19 protein-coding genes are annotated in these 17477 nt (G+C 62.7%); 15 read left to right on the plus strand and 4 right to left on the minus strand.

The annotated features are described in order from the left end of the window. The 15 genes from ACTJKE_RS28460 to ureG form a co-directional block, all read left to right on the plus strand. Window positions 1-832: alpha/beta fold hydrolase (locus ACTJKE_RS28460; protein WP_440693178.1), on the plus strand; the 832-nt coding region annotated here is incomplete at its 5' end. A 141-nt stretch (window positions 833-973) separates the two neighbouring features. Then, window positions 974-1948, plus strand: coding sequence for a 2-hydroxyacid dehydrogenase (locus ACTJKE_RS28465; RefSeq protein ID WP_440693180.1), 975 nt, complete (start codon window positions 974-976; stop codon window positions 1946-1948). 176 nt (window positions 1949-2124) lie between these two features. Continuing rightward, window positions 2125-2958, plus strand: a complete 834-nt coding sequence (locus ACTJKE_RS28470) for an urease accessory protein UreD (RefSeq protein ID WP_440693182.1) — start codon at window positions 2125-2127, stop codon at window positions 2956-2958. Window positions 2959-3080: 122 nt separating this feature from the next. Further along, a complete protein-coding gene (locus tag ACTJKE_RS28475; protein ID WP_057249031.1) occupies window positions 3081-3383 on the plus strand; it encodes an urease subunit gamma in 303 nt (100 codons plus the stop codon). Window positions 3384-3443: 60 nt separating this feature from the next. Next, a complete protein-coding gene (locus ACTJKE_RS28480; protein ID WP_058326462.1) occupies window positions 3444-3698 on the plus strand; it encodes a DUF1272 domain-containing protein in 255 nt (84 codons plus the stop codon). Between the two features lie 10 nt (window positions 3699-3708). Next, the gene (locus tag ACTJKE_RS28485; RefSeq protein WP_440693184.1) at window positions 3709-4014 is read left to right on the plus strand and encodes an urease subunit beta; all 306 of its coding nucleotides are present in this window, start codon (window positions 3709-3711) and stop codon (window positions 4012-4014) included. Beyond that, window positions 4011-4430 carry a lysozyme inhibitor LprI family protein gene (locus tag ACTJKE_RS28490; RefSeq protein WP_058320760.1) on the plus strand — a complete coding sequence of 140 codons (420 nt, stop codon included), beginning with the start codon at window positions 4011-4013 and terminating at the stop codon, window positions 4428-4430. Before ACTJKE_RS28485 ends, ACTJKE_RS28490 begins: the two co-directional genes overlap by 4 nt. A gap of 3 nt (window positions 4431-4433) precedes the next feature. After that, the gene (locus ACTJKE_RS28495; RefSeq protein WP_440693186.1) at window positions 4434-5078 is read left to right on the plus strand and encodes a Urease operon accessory protein; all 645 of its coding nucleotides are present in this window, start codon (window positions 4434-4436) and stop codon (window positions 5076-5078) included. A 3-nt stretch (window positions 5079-5081) separates the two neighbouring features. Then, window positions 5082-6794, plus strand: a complete 1713-nt coding sequence (gene ureC / locus ACTJKE_RS28500) for an urease subunit alpha (RefSeq protein WP_057249035.1) — start codon at window positions 5082-5084, stop codon at window positions 6792-6794. A gap of 17 nt (window positions 6795-6811) precedes the next feature. Continuing rightward, window positions 6812-7483 carry a TIGR02117 family protein gene (locus tag ACTJKE_RS28505; protein ID WP_440693188.1) on the plus strand — a complete coding sequence of 224 codons (672 nt, stop codon included), beginning with the start codon at window positions 6812-6814 and terminating at the stop codon, window positions 7481-7483. Between the two features lie 283 nt (window positions 7484-7766). Beyond that, the gene (locus ACTJKE_RS28510) at window positions 7767-8306 is read left to right on the plus strand and encodes a peroxiredoxin (RefSeq protein WP_057249037.1); all 540 of its coding nucleotides are present in this window, start codon (window positions 7767-7769) and stop codon (window positions 8304-8306) included. Between the two features lie 171 nt (window positions 8307-8477). Further along, window positions 8478-8774: a putative quinol monooxygenase gene (locus tag ACTJKE_RS28515; protein WP_082615759.1), complete on the plus strand. Its 297-nt coding sequence runs from the start codon at window positions 8478-8480 to the stop codon at window positions 8772-8774. A gap of 2 nt (window positions 8775-8776) precedes the next feature. After that, window positions 8777-9250 (plus strand): urease accessory protein UreE, encoded by a 474-nt coding sequence (ureE, locus tag ACTJKE_RS28520; protein WP_112994636.1) that lies wholly within the window; start codon window positions 8777-8779, stop codon window positions 9248-9250. Beyond that, on the plus strand, window positions 9243-9914 hold the full coding sequence (locus ACTJKE_RS28525; RefSeq protein ID WP_440693256.1) for an urease accessory protein UreF: 672 nt from the start codon (window positions 9243-9245) through the stop codon (window positions 9912-9914). Before ureE ends, ACTJKE_RS28525 begins: the two co-directional genes overlap by 8 nt. A 26-nt stretch (window positions 9915-9940) precedes the next feature. After that, window positions 9941-10552 carry an urease accessory protein UreG gene (gene ureG / locus ACTJKE_RS28530; protein WP_440693190.1) on the plus strand — a complete coding sequence of 204 codons (612 nt, stop codon included), beginning with the start codon at window positions 9941-9943 and terminating at the stop codon, window positions 10550-10552. Between the two features lie 39 nt (window positions 10553-10591). On the opposite strand, the gene ACTJKE_RS28535 is transcribed toward ureG, so the two are convergent. The 4 genes from ACTJKE_RS28535 to ACTJKE_RS28550 all read right to left on the minus strand — a co-directional run bounded on the left by ACTJKE_RS28535 (window position 10592) and on the right by ACTJKE_RS28550 (window position 17461). Continuing rightward, entirely contained in the window at window positions 10592-11272 is a 681-nt protein-coding gene (locus ACTJKE_RS28535) for a Crp/Fnr family transcriptional regulator (RefSeq protein WP_058320764.1), read from the minus strand. Window positions 11273-11432: 160 nt separating this feature from the next. Beyond that, on the minus strand, window positions 11433-14750 hold the full coding sequence (locus ACTJKE_RS28540) for an efflux RND transporter permease subunit (protein ID WP_440693192.1): 3318 nt from the start codon (window positions 14748-14750) through the stop codon (window positions 11433-11435). Window positions 14751-14764: 14 nt separating this feature from the next. Continuing rightward, window positions 14765-15952, minus strand: coding sequence for an efflux RND transporter periplasmic adaptor subunit (locus tag ACTJKE_RS28545; RefSeq protein WP_440693194.1), 1188 nt, complete (start codon window positions 15950-15952; stop codon window positions 14765-14767). Between the two features lie 516 nt (window positions 15953-16468). Then, the gene (locus ACTJKE_RS28550; protein WP_057249043.1) at window positions 16469-17461 is read right to left on the minus strand and encodes an ABC transporter substrate-binding protein; all 993 of its coding nucleotides are present in this window, start codon (window positions 17459-17461) and stop codon (window positions 16469-16471) included. Window positions 17462-17477 lie beyond the last annotated feature (16 nt).

Raw genomic sequence — 17477 nt, forward strand, 5'->3', positions numbered from 1 at the left:
GGGCAGCCGCATCACCACCCGCGATGGCGTCGAGATCTATTACAAGGACTGGGGTCCAAAGGATGGCCCGGTCGTCGTGCTCAGCCACGGCTGGCCGCTGTCGTCGGACAGCTGGGAAGCGCAGGCCTTCCACCTCGCCGCCAATGGCTTCCGCGTCATCACCCATGACCGCCGCGGCCATGGGCGCTCGTCGCAGCCCTGGGACGGCAACGACATGGATCACTATGCCGACGACCTTGCCGATCTGATCAATGCGCTCGATCTGAAGGGCATCTTCCTTGCGGGCTTTTCCACCGGCGGCGGCGAGATCAGCCGTTACATCGGCCGCCACGGCACCAGCCGCGTCGCCAAGGCCGGGTTGATCTCGGCGGTGCCGCCGCTGATGGTCAAGACCGACAAGAACCCCGGCGGCCTGCCGAAGGAGGTGTTCGACGGGCTGCAGGCGGCAAGCCTCAAGGATCGCTCGAAGCTCTACCGCGATATCGCCTCGGGTCCGTTCTTCGGCTTCAACCGCCCGGGCGCGGTCGCCTCTCAAGGCATGATCGACAGTTTCTGGCTGCAGGGCATGACGGGCGGCCACAAGAACACCTACGACTCGATCGTCGCCTTCTCGCAGACCGACTTTACCGAGGACCTGAAGAAGTTTGACGTGCCGACCTTGATCATCCATGGCGACGACGACCAGATCGTGCCGATCGATGCGGCCGCGCGGGCTTCGAAGAAGCTCGTCCCACATGCGGAACTGAAGGTCTATGCCGGCGCGCCGCACGGCATTACCGATACGCACAAGGACCAGCTTAACGCCGACCTGCTCGCGTTTGCCAAGGCCTGATGTGTCTGAAGTCACGGGAAGAGGCGCCTGCAACGGCGCCTCCTTCTCGCTTTTCGTGATAGGTGTTTCGCTTGTCGAGATGGCTGTCGTGTCGCGCCGTTTCGTGCACTATCTCCCGACGATTCTGTTCCGGAGGCAGGCATGAGCTCGAAACCCCGCATTCTCGTCACCCGTCGCTGGCCGGCGGCGGTGGAACAGGTGCTTGCAGAGCGGTTCGACGTCACCTTGAACGAAGGCGACGTGCCGATGACGGCCGAAGGGCTGGCCGATGCGCTGCGTACCTTTGATGCCGTTCTCCCAACCGTTTCCGATCGGCTTCCGGCCGAACTCTTCGCCGGCGGCGGCCTCCGGGCGAAGATCCTTGGAAATTATGGCGTCGGCTACAACCACATCGACGTCGCGGCCGCCAAGGCCGCCAATATCGTCGTGACCAACACACCGGGTGTTCTGACCGACTGCACCGCCGACATTGCCATGACGCTGCTGCTTGCAGTCGCGCGCCGGGCGGGCGAGGGGGAGCGCCAGGTTCGGGCCGGCGAATGGACCGGATGGCGCCCGACCCACATGATCGGCAGCAAGGTCACCGGCAAGACGCTTGGCATCATCGGCTTTGGCCGCATCGGCAAGGCGATGGCCAAACGCTGTCATTTCGGCTTCGACATGGATGTCGTCTTCTACAACCGTTCGCGCATCGACCCGGCGGAAGCGAGCCGCTACGGCGCCCGGCAATTGGACACGGTCGAGGATGTGCTGAGAGCTTCGGACTTCGTGTCGTTGCATTGCCCCGGTGGTGGCGAAAACCGGCATCTGATCAATGCGGAACGCTTGGCGCTGATGAAACCGGGTGCTTACCTCATCAATACGGCGCGCGGCGATGTCATCGATGAAGCGGCCCTGGTTGCCGCTCTCGAAAGCGGCGTCATTCGCGGTGCCGGCCTTGATGTCTTCGAGGCGGAGCCGAATGTGCCGGAGCGTCTGCGCAGGCTCGAAAATGTTGTGCTGCTCCCGCATCTCGGCAGTGCCACGGAGGAAACGCGGGTTGCCATGGGTATGAAGGTGGTCGTCAACGTCACCGCTTTCTTCGAGGGCCGCGAGCCACCGGATCGCGTGGCGTAAGCGGCTGCCTGTTTTCTGCGCAGCGCCTGCATGGAAATGCAGCATCCTGGCGATTTTCTTTGCAAAACAATAACTTGACTTGTCGTGCCGCGATGCGGACGATAGCGCGAAGGCAAGGCGACCGACCCAATGGGTGCAGCGCCAGGAATTAAAGGACACCGCTCGGCGGTCGAAACATGAACAAGGCAGCAAGCATCGCCCCGCAACGGGCCTGGGGTAAGGGCCGGGTGGTCGCCAAGACGGCGCTCGGCCAAAGCCGCATTGCCGAGCTCTATCAGGAAGGCTGCGCCAAGATCCGGCTGCCGAAGACCTTCGACGCCTCCATGGAAGCGGTGCTCATCAATTCCTCCGGCGGCCTCACCGGCGGCGACCGCATGGTCTGGGAGGTTGCGGCAAGGGCCGGAACCGATGTGGCGGTGACGACGCAGGCCTGCGAGAAGATCTATAAGGCGAGCGCCGATACAGTCGAGGTGGCCACGCGTATCGAGGTTGCCGCCGGCGCGCGGGTCGACTGGCTGCCGCAGGAGACGATCCTTTTCGACCGTGCCTCCCTGTCGCGTTCGCTGGAGGTGGAGCTTGCCACGGATGCAACGTTCCTGGCGGTGGAGGCGGTTCTGCTTGGTCGCAAGGCGATGGGCGAGGTGGTGCAAACCGGGCTCTTCCGCGACCGCTGGCGCATCCGCGCCGAAGGCAAGCTGCTGCATGCGGATAATCTGGCGCTTGCCGGAGAGGTCGCCAGCCTCGGCCAGCGCCGGGCGGTGCTCGACGGCGCGGCCGCCTTTGCCACGCTCCTCTATGTCGGCCCCGATTGCGAGCCCTTGTTGCCGCGTCTTCGATCGCTCATTGACGGCGAGGCTGGCGTCGGCATCAGCCATTTTCAGGTCGATGGACGCGACAAGCTGGTTGCCCGCTTCGTGGCGTCGGATGGGTTCGCGCTCAGAAAAATCCTCATCCCGGTTATTTCGCACTTGCGCAAGCAGAAGACAGTGCCGAAAGTCTGGGTTCTCTAGGTCATTTCATATTTTTATTGAAACAGTGAAATGATCTAACACGTTGAAACTTTGTAATTCCTGGCGGAAAACCGCTTCGCAGATTTCCTGGGAATTGCTTCACGAACAACCGGTGGCGACGCATGAATCTTACTCCGCGCGAAAAGGACAAATTGCTGATTTCCATGGCGGCCATGGTCGCGCGCCGGCGCCTGGAGCGCGGCGTGAAACTCAACCATCCCGAGGCGATCGCGCTGATCACCGATTTCGTCGTGGAAGGTGCTCGCGACGGGCGCTCGGTCGCCGAGCTGATGGAGGCGGGCGCCCAGGTGCTGACGCGCGATCAGGTGATGGAGGGCATCCCCGAGATGATCCACGACATCCAGGTCGAAGCGACATTCCCCGACGGTACCAAGCTCGTCACGGTTCACGAACCGATCCGCTAAACAAAGGAAACGCGGTCCTTTCCGGCCGTATCCCTCCAACCCTGATCTCAGGAGGCAAGCATGCTGGCTTTGCGCCCCAATTGCGAGTGCTGCGACAAGGATCTACCGCCGGATAGCCGCGAGGCGATGATCTGTACTTTCGAATGCACCTTCTGCGTCGATTGTGTCGATGGAAAGCTCGATGGCACCTGTCCGAATTGCGGCGGCGAATTCACCAGCCGCCCGGTGCGTCCGGCAGCCCTGCTTGAAAAATATCCGGCCTCAACCGAGCGGGTGCTGAAGCCGCAGGGCTGCGCCGGTTCGAAGGCGGCTTGAGGAGAGAACCATGATCCCAGGAGAAATCATCGTGGCTGCCGGAGAGATCGAGCTCAATGCCGGCCTCGACACGACAACCATCGAGGTTGCCAATACCGGTGACCGCCCGATCCAGGTCGGCAGCCACTACCATTTCGCCGAAACCAATGCCGGGCTGCAGTTTGACCGGAAGGCCGCGTACGGCCGACGGCTCGACATTCCGGCTGGCACCGCGGTGCGGTTCGAACCGGGGCAGACGCGCCAGGTGACGCTGATCCCTCTTTCCGGCAAGCGCGAAGTCTATGGCTTCCGCCAGCAGGTGATGGGCAAGCTATGAAGCGCCTCGCTGTACTTGCCATCGCTCTCGTTCTGCCGTTTGCGCCGGCTCTGGCGCAGGAGGACAAGGTCGACTGCCAGAATGCGGTGACGCAGATGGACATGAACATCTGCGCCAACAAGGACTACGAGGCGGCCGACACGGAACTGAACAAGGTCTACAAGCTGGCACTGGCAGCGACAAAGCAGCAGGACAAGGAACTCGCCGAGATCGATGCGAACTACGTTGGCGCGGAAGAGGCCCTGAAAAAGGCGCAGCGCGCCTGGATCGGTTACCGTGACGGCCAATGCGAGCTTTCGGGCTTCGAAGCCCGCGGTGGCTCGATGGAGCCGATGCTCGTCTCCGGTTGCCTCACCGAATTGACCAGGGCCCGGACCAAGGAACTCCAGGCCATTGTCGAGCCTGACGGAAACTAGACCTTGAGCGGCGGCCGCATCATCATGATCGTGGGCAATGGCGAAGTGCCTGACGGAGCTGGCGCGGTGATCGATGCCGCCGATATCGTCGTGCGTTTCAACGATTGCCGTTCCGTCGGCCCCGGAGGCCGCAAGACCAATATCGTCGCCGTCTGCAACACCGGTCGCCCCGGTCTCTCCATGCTCGGCGGTGGCCGCTGGAAGACGAGTGCGGCGGTGCGCCAGGCCCGCGAAATCTGGTGCGTCCGATCCGGCGCGAAGTTCGCCGCGATGCGGGCCGGGCTTGCCGAAACAAATCCGGATCTCGACGATTTCTGTGACGACTACACCATCGGTTTCGAAAGTTTCAGCCGCTCGACCAACCGCGGTTTTCGCGTCGTTCCGGTGGCAGTGCATGACCAGCTGGATCACGATCTCGGCGGCTTCTCACCCGATCCCTACGTCGTCCCATCCAGCGGCCTGATCGTCATTGCCGATATCCTGTCCAATATCGCGATGGCCGGTGACGACGTCGTTGTTGCCGGCTTCGGCCATGTCGGGTGGCAATGGCATCCCTTTGCCGCCGAGCGCCGCTATGTCGACGCGCTGGCGGCGAGCGGTCGCCTTCGCCGCCTCCACCCACTTTCTTCTTCGTCCCAAGGAGCCTGAACCATGCCCTACAAGATGTCGCGCGCGGCCTATGCCAACATGTTCGGCCCGACGGTCGGTGACAAGGTGCGGCTTGCGGATACCGAGCTCTTCATCGAGGTGGAGAAGGACTTCACCACCTATGGCGAGGAGGTGAAGTTCGGGGGTGGCAAGGTCATTCGCGACGGCATGGGGCAGAGCCAGACAACGCGCGCCGAGGGCGCCGTCGATACGGTCATCACCAATGCGCTGATCGTCGACCACTGGGGCATCGTAAAGGCGGATATCGGCCTCAAGGACGGGCGGATTGCGGGGATCGGTAAGGCCGGCAATCCGGATACGCAGCCGGGTGTCACCATCGTCGTCGGCCCAGGAACGGAAGTGATTGCGGGCGAAGGCAAGATCGTCACCGCCGGCGGCATGGACAGCCACATCCACTTCATATGCCCGCAGCAGATCGAGGAAGCGCTGGTCAGCGGGCTCACCTGCATGCTCGGCGGCGGCGCCGGGCCGGGACATGGCACGCTTGCCACCACCTGCACCTCCGGCCCGTGGCATCTCGCCCGCATGATCGAGGCGGCCGACGGGTTCCCGATGAACATCGCTTTTGCCGGCAAGGGCAATGCGTCGCGCCCGGGCGCGCTGGTCGAGATGGTGCTGGCCGGTGCCACCTCGCTGAAGCTGCACGAGGATTGGGGCTCGACGCCGGCGGCGATCGATTGCTGCCTGGGCGTGGCCGACGAATACGACGTGCAGGTGATGATCCACACCGACACATTGAACGAGAGCGGTTTCGTCGAGGACACGATCGCGGCGATCAAGGGCCGCACGATCCATGCCTTCCACACCGAAGGCGCCGGGGGCGGCCACGCGCCTGACATCATCAAGATCTGCGGCCAGCCGAACGTCATTCCGTCCTCGACCAATCCGACGCGGCCCTACACCAAGAATACGCTCGCCGAACACCTGGACATGCTGATGGTCTGCCATCACCTGTCGCCGTCGATCCCCGAAGATATCGCCTTTGCCGAAAGCCGCATCCGCAAGGAAACGATCGCCGCCGAAGACATCCTGCACGACATCGGCGCCTTCTCGATCATCTCCTCCGACAGCCAGGCCATGGGCCGCGTCGGCGAGGTGGCGATCCGCACCTGGCAGACCGCCGACAAGATGAAGCGCCAGCGTGGGCCCTTGCCGCAGGAAACCGGCGACAACGACAATTTCCGGGTGAAGCGCTATATCGCCAAATACACGATCAACCCGGCGATTGCCCACGGGCTCAGCCACGAGATCGGTTCGCTGGAGGTCGGCAAGCGCGCCGATCTCGTCATCTGGAACCCGGCCTTCTTCGGCGTGAAGCCGGACTTCGTGTTGCTCGGCGGCTCGATCGCCATGGCGCCGATGGGTGATCCGAACGCGTCCATCCCGACGCCGCAGCCGGTACATTACCGGCCGATGTTTGCCGCCTACGGCAAGAACCGCACGAGTTCATCGGTCACCTTCGTGTCGCAGGCATCGCTCGATGCGGGTCTTGCCGCCAGGCTCGGCGTCGCCAAGCAGCTGGTGGCCGTCAGGAACACCCGCGGCGGTATCGGCAAGGCGTCGATGATCCACAACAGCCTGACGCCGCATATCGAGGTTGATCCGGAGACCTACGAGGTACGCGCCGACGGCGAGTTGCTGACCTGCGAGCCGGCGACGATCGTGCCGATGGCGCAGCGCTATTTCCTGTTTTGAGCAAGCAGAGACGGAGGATGAAGCGCGGCCTGAAATGGGCCTTCTTCGGCCTGCTGGCTGCGGTCCTGGTGGTCGTTCTCGGAACGCTGCTGCCGCGGCCGCTCTTGCCGGTTTCCGCCGCTGCGGCGGGAGCAGGGACGACGCGCATCCTGGTGCTCTTGGGCCCCATCCACACGGATATCGCCGTGCCCTTGACGGAGGAAACGAGGGCGCGGTTCGGCTTCATCGAAGCGGCCGGCGTGTCGCTCAATCATCCGCAGGCACAATGGCTGATCTTCGGCTGGGGCGGGCGCTCCTTCTATCTGGAAACGCCGACCTGGTCGGAGCTGAAGGCCATGCCGGTCTTCAAGGCGCTGACGCTCGACCGCTCGGTCATGCATGTGGATATCGCCGGCCGGATCGTCGAGCCGCAAGCCTCCGTTGCCAGCTTCGAACTGGACGCGGCCGGATATGAACGACTGCTTGGCTTCATTGCCGAGAGTTTCATACGCGACGCCGGGACTGTCGTTCCGGTCGACGGCTTCTCCTACAATGGCAATGACCGCTTCTTCGAAGCCGAGGGCAGGTTCAACGCGCTCTTCGGCTGCAACACATGGACAGCGCGGGCGCTGCGTGAGGCGGGCTTGAGAACCGGCCTATGGAACCCGGTTCCGCCGAGCCTCGGACTATCCTTGCGCATCCACAATTGAGGTGTCACGCAGCCATGCGATCATCGCATGGCTGCCATGCCCGCATGTGAATCGAGGCCTTTCGTGCTGCGCCGCAGCGCAATATCCGATAGGAAAGCGGCTGATCGTTCTCGGTTGTCAGAAATCCTCCCAAGACCTGCCGACCGAGAGCCGAACGAGAGCGGGATGCGGAAACGTGTTTGCGGTTTTCCGCCGGCATCCCGCTCTAACTTGATGGATGTGATCACGTTCATGGTTTTGGGTCGAGCCGGTCCAAATTCATCGTGATCCAAAGGAGATGACGATGCTTGGCAGAAAAGTACCCGCTGTAACGTTCCGCACCCGCGTTCGCGACGAGGCCGTTGGCGGCCCGAATCCGTTCCGCTGGGAGGACGTGTCCTCCGACAATTACTTCGCCGGCAAGCGCGTCGTGCTGTTCTCGCTGCCGGGCGCGTTCACGCCGACCTGCTCGACCTACCAGTTGCCTGATTTCGAAAAGCTGACGGCCGACTTCCGCGCCGAAGGCATTGACGAAATCTACTGCATCTCGGTCAACGACGCCTTCGTCATGAATGCCTGGGGCAAGTCGCAGGGCCTCGAAAACGTCAAGCTGATCCCGGACGGTTCGGGCGAGTTCACCCGCAAGATGGGCATGCTCGTTGCCAAGGACAATCTCGGCTTCGGCATGCGCTCCTGGCGCTACGCCGCCGTCGTCAACAACGGCGTCGTGGAGCAGTGGTTCGAGGAAGAAGGCTACTCCGACAATTGCGACAGCGACCCCTACGGCGTTTCCTCGCCGCAGAACATTCTGGAGACGCTGAAGTCTCAGAAGCTTGCTGCCTGATGCGGCCAGAACGCTTCTTTTTCTGAATTGAAAAAGCCCGAAAATCGGATCCGGTCTTCGGGCTTTTTGTTGTTCGGGAGCTGCATGCCAGATGGTTGAAAACCGGCTCTGCGACTGGCGCAGAAGCGAATTCTTGATACACTGGCGGGCACAAAAGATATCGAGGGTTCAATGGTTTACATTATCGCCTACCTGACCGCGCACAAGGGCAAGGGAGATGACGTCGTGTCGCTGGCAGCACCGCTGATCGAGGCCACGCGCCGCGAGGCCGGCTGCATCAGCTACGACCTCTACCGCAAGCCTGCCGATCCGGACGCGCTGGTGTTCGTCGAGACCTGGAAGGACAAGGCGGCTGTCGATGCGCATTTCGAAGAGCCGCATCTGAAAGCCTTCCAGGCAGCCATGGCCGATCTGCTCATCGAGGCGCGCATCGAGCTTGTGTCGCCGGAAAAGGTCGAGGTGCTCTGAAGATGCCGTACCGCTCCACCCAGGTGCTTTCGCCGGGCCCAGCCGGCACGACTCCGCTTCACAGCGTGACGCTTGCGCACGACGCCCGTCATCTTCGCCGCAAGTTGCTGCACCTCGAAAACGACGATGTGGTGATGCTCGACCTCAAGGAAGCGGTGATGCTCGCCGATGGCGACCTTCTGGTGCTCGAAGGCGGCGGCTATATCCGGATCGTTGCCGCACCAGAAATGCTCTTCGATATCCGTCCGCGTGATCCGCTGCATCTCATCGAACTCGCCTGGCATCTCGGCAATCGCCATCTGCCTGCGCAGATCGAGCCGAACCGCATTCTGATTGCCCGCGATCCGGTCATCCGCCAGATGCTCGAAGGCTTGGGCGCGCAGGTGAGCGAGGTTTCGGAACCCTTCCAGCCGCTGCGCGGCGCCTACCACGCCGGCGGTCACAACCATGGCGACAGCCATCACCATCATGGCTGAGCGGCTCGATACGCAAGCTCTGCTTCGCCTGGTCACCTGGATGTCCCCGGCCTTCCCGGTCGGTGCCTTCTCCTATTCCAGCGGACTTGAACAGGCGGTTCATAATCGCTTGGTCACGGACGCGATGGAGCTTCGCTCCTGGTTGGAGACAGTCCTCTGCCACGGCTCCGGCTGGAACGATGCGCTGCTTTTTGCCGAGAGCTATCGTGCCGTGAATGACAGCGTCCGGCTGGCCGCGGTCGCAGACCTTGCCGAAGCTCTGGCGGGAAGCCGCGAGCGGCATACGGAAACCATGCTGCAGGGCCAGGCGTTTCTGGCGGCCGCACGGTCGTGGCCGCACCCGGTTCTTGATGTGCTCCCGGAGACTGTCGCCTATCCGGTGGCCGCCGGTGCCGTTGCCGGCGCCCATGAGACCGGTCTTGAGCCGGCACTTGCCGCCTTCCTCAACGCCGCCGTTTCGAACGCCGTTTCGGTGGCGATCCGCTGCGGCGTCATCGGCCAGCGGGATGGCGTCGGCGTGATGGCGGCGCTCGAACCGATCATCGCGGCGACGGCAGGGAAAGCGGCCAACGCCTCGCTCGACGATCTGGGCTCGGCCACGATCATGGCGGATATTTCGGCTTTGAAACACGAAACCCTGCATTCTCGGCTCTTCCGATCCTAGGAAGAGGCCCTCGAAAGGACATTCAGATGGCATCGAAGAACGGTCCCCTTCGCATCGGCATCGGCGGGCCGGTGGGCTCGGGCAAGACGGCGCTGACCGACAAGCTTTGCAAGGCGATGCGGGATAAGTACTCCGTCGCCGTCGTCACCAACGATATCTATACCAAGGAAGATGCCGAAGCATTGGTGCGCATGCAGGCCCTGCCGTCCGACCGCATCGTCGGGGTGGAAACCGGTGGCTGCCCGCACACGGCGATCCGCGAGGACGCGACGATCAACCTGCAGGCAATCGCCGACCTCAACCGGCGCATTCCCGACCTCGACGTCGTCTTCATCGAATCCGGCGGCGACAATCTCGCGGCGACCTTTTCGCCCGACCTTGCCGATCTGACGATCTATGTCATTTCCGTCTGCCAGGGCGAGGAGATCCCGCGCAAGGGCGGGCCGGGCATCACCAAGTCCGATCTGCTCGTCATCAACAAGAAGGATCTTGCTCCCTATGTCGGGGCTGATCTCGACGTCATGCAGCGGGATGCGACGCGGATGCGGGCGGAAAAGCCCTTCGTGTTCACGGACATGAAACGCGGCGACGGCATCAACCGGATCGTCGATTTCCTGACGCTGCACGGCGGGCTGTGATGCCGCCAGGCTTCTGACAGCCGAACCTTGGTCGGCGCGTCAGAAGCGTTCGAGCGCCTGCCGGTCGTGGATTTCGATCACGCGGCCCTTGACCGTGACGCCCGAGCGGCGAAGTGCCGAGAAAGCGCGCGAGAGTGCTTCCGGCGCCAGGCCAAGCTTGCCGGCCAGCACATTCTTCTGGAAGGGCAGGCGGAAGGAAAAGTTCGTGATGCCGTCCGGGCAGTTCCCGAGAATATAGCTCGCGACCCGCTGCGGGGCCGTCAGCAGCCGGTCTTCCGCCAGGCAATCTTCCGCCATTTGCGCGTGCCGGCACAGGAGCTGCATTAACGCGTCGGCGACTTCAGGCGTTTGCTCGGCGAGTTTGCGCAGCTTGCGGCTGTCGATGCGGGCGAGCATCGTCGTTTCGATCGTCTGGGCGTTGGCTGTGGCGCGGTTGCCGAGGAACATGGCGCTTTCACCGAAAAGCTCACCTCGCGGAAAAACGGCGATATCCGCCTCGCGTCCGTCCTTGCCCAGCCGGTAGAGACGCACCAGGCCGGAAAGAACGAAAAAGACGTGATCGAGCGGCTCGCCCTGGCCAAAGAGGATGTCGTGCTCCTCGTGGGTTGAAACGACCACATCCTCCAGAATTGCGTTCGTTGCCGCCATCGGCAGCTTCCCGAAGAAGCAAGAACCGAGCAGCACCGCCCTATCGTTCGAGTTCAATCGCAACGTCTTCATCACACCCGTCCTGAGTAAGATCCAAGTGCAAGGTAATAAAGCTTGGCGGAAGGTGGTTTGACCTCGATCAAATAAGAATGACAAAAAGCCCGCGCTTGCAGGGCGCGGGCTCGTTCCTGGATTGTGACAGTCCCGGGCGAAGCGCCGCTTCAGACCTGGCCTATTCGGCGGCGAGCGCCGGATGGTTGATGACCTTGCCGCCGGGTCGTCCCTTGCTCTGGTCCGATTCCAGCGTCTTCAGCCGGTCTTCCAGGCCTTCGATCGTCTTGCTCTGCTCATGCACCAGACCCGTCAGGGCTTCGCGGTCGAGCGGAAGGTTCTCTTCGTCCTTCTGGCCGACGAACCGCCCGAAGAGGCGGGCGAGTAGCCGCGAGAGGTCGTCCATGATCAGGAAGAACGACGGCACGATCACCAGGCTCAGCACCGTCGAAACGATGATGCCACCGATCACGGCGGTCGCCATCGGCGCGCGGAACGAGCCGCCTTCGCCGACGCCAAGCGCGGAGGGCAGCATGCCCGCCGACATGGCGATCGAGGTCATGATGATCGGACGGGCGCGTTTGCGGCCGGCCTCGATCATTGCCATCTGGCGGTCCATGCCGTGGTGCATCATCTCAATGCCGAAATCGACGAGCAGGATCGCGTTCTTGGTGACGATGCCCATCAGCATCAGAATGCCGATCAGCACCGGCATGGACAGCGCGTTCTGCGTCAGGATCAGCGCCGCAGCAACGCCGCCGATCGCGAGTGGCAGCGAGAACAGGATGGTGAACGGCTGGATCACGTCCTTGAACAGCAGGATCAGCACCACCAGCACCAGCATTAGCCCAAGCAGCATGGCGTTGCCGAAGCTCTGCTGCATCTCCGCCTGAACCTCAGCGTCACCGCTTTCGAGGAACTCGACGGACTTCGGCAAACCGGCCTGGCCGGCGATCTGCTTGAAGCGGTCCGAGGCGGTATTCAGTGCGACGCCGACCGGCAGGTCCGCCCCAAGCGTCACGACGCGGTTGCGGTCGTAGCGCTTGATCGAGCTCGGACCTTCCGAATAGTTGATGTCGGCAACACTCGAGAGCGGCACCGTCGTGCCCGAAGCGGTCGTGATCTTCAGGTTGCGGATGGCGGCGATATCGGTGCGGAAATCGCGGTTGATCTGAACGCGGATCGGGATCAGGCGGCCGTCGAGCGCGATCTTGGTCAAAGCCGCATCGATATCGCCGATGGTGGCCACACGGATCACTTCGGAGATCTGCGCCGTGGTGATGCCGAGGCGCGACATCTGCTCGTCACGCGGACGGATCTGCAGTTCCGGGCGCGGAAGCGCCCCGTCTGGGCTGACATTGGCCAGCAGCGGGTCGCTCCGCAGCTTGCCTTCCAACGTCGCCACCGCCTGGTCGAGATCGGCCTCGTTGTTGGAGAGCAGGTTGAAGGAGAGATCGCGCTCACCGCGGTCGTTGAGCTTGATGACCCGGACGTCCGGTATGTCACGGACGCGGGCGAAGATTTCCTTCTCGATCTGCGACTGCGGGATGATGCGACCAGCGGGGGCCATCTTCGGTAGGTGGGGGCCGATCAGTGGCGTGCGGCCGATAACGTCGTTGACGATCTTGTTTACGAGCGAATGGTCGAGCTTTTTCAGAAGCACAGTCACGGTCGCGCGGCGCAATTCCAGGTCGCCCTTCGGCGAAGCGCCGCCAAGGACGAATATGTTATCAACCCCTTCGATATTCTTGACCCGGTTGTAGATCTCCGTGGTCGTGCGGTCGGTGTCCTCGAGCATGGCGTCCGGCGGCAGCTCGATCGACAGGCTGACGCGCGAGGCGTCTTCCGGCGGCAGGAAACTGCCGGGCACATAGAGGATCAGCGCGAATACCGACCCAACGGAGAAGGCGATCGCGGCAAGCAGCGTCAGGTAGCGCGTGTACCAGTAGTGTGTCGTGGCGCGCACGAGACGCGTGTAGTTGCGCATCATGAAGCCGTCTTCGTCGTGGTGACCGCTGCCTGCGTCCGAGGGACGCATCAGGTAGGCCGCCATGACCGGCGTGATCAGGCGGGCGACGAGCAGCGAGAAGAACACCGCAACGGCAACCGTCAGACCGAACTGGATGAAGTACTGGCCCGGAATGCCCGGCATGAAGGACACAGGCACGAAGACCGCGATGATCGTGAAGGTCGTCGCGATAACCGCCAGACCGATCTCATCCGCCGCCTCGATCGCGGCGCGATAGGGCGATTTGCCCATGTGGATGTGCCGCTCGATGTTCTCGATCTCGACGATCGCGTCGTCGACGAGGATACCGGTTGCGAGCGTCATCGCGAGGAAGCTGACGAGGTTCAGCGAGAAGCCGAGCAGGTCCATGATCCAGAAGGTCGGGATCGCCGAGAGCGGCAGCGCCACGGCCGAGATCAGCGTGGCGCGCCAATTGCGCAGGAACAGCATGACGACGATGACGGCGAGCAGTGCGCCCTCCATCAGCGTGTGCAGCGCTGCCTCGTAGTTGCCGTAGGTGAAGTAGACGGAATCGTCGACCATCTCGATGGTGACATCGGGATTTGCCGCACGGATCTTTTCGAGCGATTTGGCGACGGTCTCCGCGACGCTCACTTCGCTGGCGCCCTTGGCGCGGAAGACCGCGAAGGTCACACCGGGATTGCCGTTGAAGCGCGAGAAGGAGCGTGGCTCCTCATAGGTGTCGGTGACCGTGCCGAGATCGGAAAGGCGAACGAAGCGGCCGCTCGGCACCGAGATCATCGTGTTGGCGAGCTGGTCGACATTGCGGGTGTCGCCGAGGGTGCGGATGGCCTGCTCGCTGCCGCCGACCTGGCCGCGGCCGGAGCCGAGGTCCATGTTCATGCGGCGGAGCTGGCCGTTGACGTCGGCGGCGGTGATACCGAGCGAATTCAGCTTGTCTTCGTTGAGCTCGACGCGAACCTCGCGGTCGGCGCCACCATAGCGGTCGACACGGCCGATGCCCTTCTTGCCCTGGATCTCGCGCTTGATGACGTCATCCACGAACCAGGAGAGCTCTTCCAGCGACATGCCGGGGGCGGAGACGGAGAAGGTCTGGATCGCCTGGCCCTCGACGTCGACCTTGGAGACGATCGGCTCCTCGATCGAGGTGGGGAGATCGCTGCGGATGCGGTCGATCGCGTCCTTGACGTCCTGCACCGCCTGGGTCGTCGGCACTTCCATGCGGAAGATGACGGCGGTCGTCGACGTGCCGTCATTGATCGTCGACTGGATATGGTCGACGCCGGTGACGCTCGCGACCGCGTCCTCGATTTCCTTGGTGACCTGCGTTTCAAGCTCGGCCGGCGATGCGCCGCTCTGCGTCACGTTGATCGAGACGATCGGCACATCGATGTTGGGGAAACGGGTGATCGGCAGCGATACGAAGGACTGATAGCCGAGCACCATCAGAACGACGAAGGCAAGGATCGGTGCGATCGGATTGCGTATGGACCAGGCTGAGAAGTTCATGGTCACGGTTCCTGTCAGTTGGTCGCTGGTTCAGCGGACTTGACGGGGTTGATGCGGTCGCCGTCGCGGACATAGGCTCCGGCCCTCGCCACCACTTCCTCGCCGGCCTTCAAGCCTTCGAGGACTTCGATGAACTTGCCGTCGGAAATCCCTGTCTTGACTGGCAGGATGCGGATGACGCCGTTTTCGACCTTGCGGACGATCGTGCGGCCGTTCTCATTGGTAACGGCCGTTTGCGGCAGGACCACTGTCTGCTTCTGTTGGGCGGTGATCAGCGCGCTAGCATACATGCCGGCGCGCGCCTTCTCGGTATCCGCCAGGCTGATGAATACGGTTCCGAGGCGGCTGACGGGATCGACGGTCGGGGCGATCAGGCGGATGGTGCCCTCGACCTTGGTGTTGCCGCCGGCGAGCGTCACGATTGCCGGCTGGCCTACAGCGAGCTTGATGATGTCGGCTTCGGCGACGTCGGCCTTCATCTCGATCGCGCCATCGCGGATCATGGCGAAGAGCGGTTCGCTATTGCCGGTGGCGATCGCGCCGACCTTGGCGTTCTTGGCGGAGATCACGCCGGCGACGGGCGCCTTGACCTCGGTACGAGCGAGGCGAAGGTCGATGTCGTCGATCTGCGCTTCGGCCACCTTGATGTCGGCATTGGCGACGGCGGCGGCCTGCTCCGCGGAAAGGACGCGGGCCTGCGTCGCAATCGCGAGCGCCCGCACCCGGTCGGCCTCAGCCGTCGAAACCGTGCCGTTCTTCGAAAGTCCCGCTGCGCGATCGCTGACGCGTTTGGCCTCGTCTGCGTTCGCCCTGGTTTCGCTGAGCTGTGCGTTCAGTTGAGCAAGCCCGGCCTCCGCCTTGGCAAGCGACGCTTCGAGTTCGCTCTTTTGCAGGCGAAGCGCGTCGTCGTTCAGGACCACGAGCACGCTGCCGGCTTCGACCTTGTCGCCGACATCGACATTGAGCGTCCGGATGGAAAGGCCGTCGACCATGGGGGCGACATAGACCTGCTCGACCGCCTGGATGGTGCCGGTCGCAACGACGCGGTCGCTGATCGACTGGTCGACCGCTGTGGTGACAACGATGGAGGGGAGGTTTTGCGTCGGCTTCGGTTGCGTCGCTTCCTCCGCCCAGGCGGACGAAAGCGAACCAAAGGTCATCGCAGCGCACACGCTGAGAACGGGCAGTACTTTTAGAGCCATCGGCTTCACAGTCCCGGCAATGGAAACAACATCGAGCGGATCACCGCTCGATGCAGGATCCACGGGCAATCAGGCGATTTTATCACGCCGACATCTCGCCCCGGCGGATTGCGCGGGGACAGGAGACTGCGCTTTCCTCATTTCGCGCTCCGCGTGCACGGTATCAGACCGTAGACGCGGGCGGAACTGGGACCGGTTACCGCAGGCAAAACATCGGGAAAAGGGTGCCCTCCACCATGCCTGCCTCCAACAAACATCGGGGCCTATGTAATCTCGGCCTTCGACGCTTACAAGTGCGCATGAAGCGATGGTGCCTCAATATTCGACCTGTTCTGCGGTTATGGTTGCGATCTTGACACGATCTTGACAATGGCAAGCAAGGGTAGCGCCGTTGCTTCCAGGGTTACCACCCCCACGCCCGGTACCCGGCAGCAACTTGGCGGATGCGAACGGCCGCCGAGAAAACGGAAGAGGGCCGCACGATCGTGCGACCCTCTTCTGACGATTTGGCGATGTCTACTTCAGTGCGGCATCGGTGATCTCGTGCGTCCAGGCGCCTTCCGGCTCCTTGGAGATCACGGGATCGGAGCCGCCCGCGAGCAGCGATTGCACCGTGCGCTTGTAGTCGGCCTCATCCAGCGCGCCGTTCGAGCCGGCCGTGAGCTTGGCCACTTCGCCCATCATGCGCTTCTGGTGTTTTTCCGTCTGGGCGCCGGTGGAGTCGTTTTCGAGCACGATGCCTGCGGCTTCATCCGGGTTCTCTTCCGCGAATTTCCAGCCTTTCATCGAGGCGCGCACGAACTTGACCATCTTTTCCTTGAAGGCGGCGTCCTTGAGCTTGTCTTCAAGCACGTAGAGGCCGTCTTCGAGCGTCGCCACGCCCTGGTCCTCGTATTTGAAGGTAACGAGGTCGTCCGGCTTGATGCCGGCGTCGATCACCTGCCAGTATTCGTTATAGGTCATGGTCGAGATGCAGGCGGCCTGCTTCTGGATCAGCGGGTCGACGTTGAAGCCCTGTTTCAGGACCGTGACGCCGTTCGGGCCGCCATCCGTCGGGATCTTCAGATGCGCCATCCAGGAGAGGAACGGATACTCGTTGCCGAAGAACCAGACGCCGAGGGTCTGGCCCTTGAACTTGTCGGGGCTGGTGACGCCGGTTTCCTTGAGGCAGGTCAGCATCATGCCCGATTTCTTGAAGGGCTGGGCGATGTTGACGAGCGCGACACCCTTTTCGCGGGTGGCAAGGGCAGAGGGCATCCAGTCGACGATCACATCGGCGCCGCCGCCGGCGATCACCTGTGCCGGTGCGATATCAGGACCGCCGGGCTTGATGTCGACGTCGAGACCTTCCTCCTCGTAATAGCCCTTGTCCTTGGCGACGTAGTAGCCGGCAAATTGCGCCTGGGTCACCCATTTCAACTGCAGCGTCACCTTCTCGGCGGCTTCGGCCTGGAACGCTGCGAGCGAAAAGACGCCTGCGGCGAGAAGCGATGCAAGTCTTTTGTTCATGTCAGTTCCCTCTTGT

This window comes from Ensifer sp. 22521 (genome assembly GCF_052044795.1).
Lineage (GTDB): Bacteria > Pseudomonadota > Alphaproteobacteria > Rhizobiales > Rhizobiaceae > Ensifer.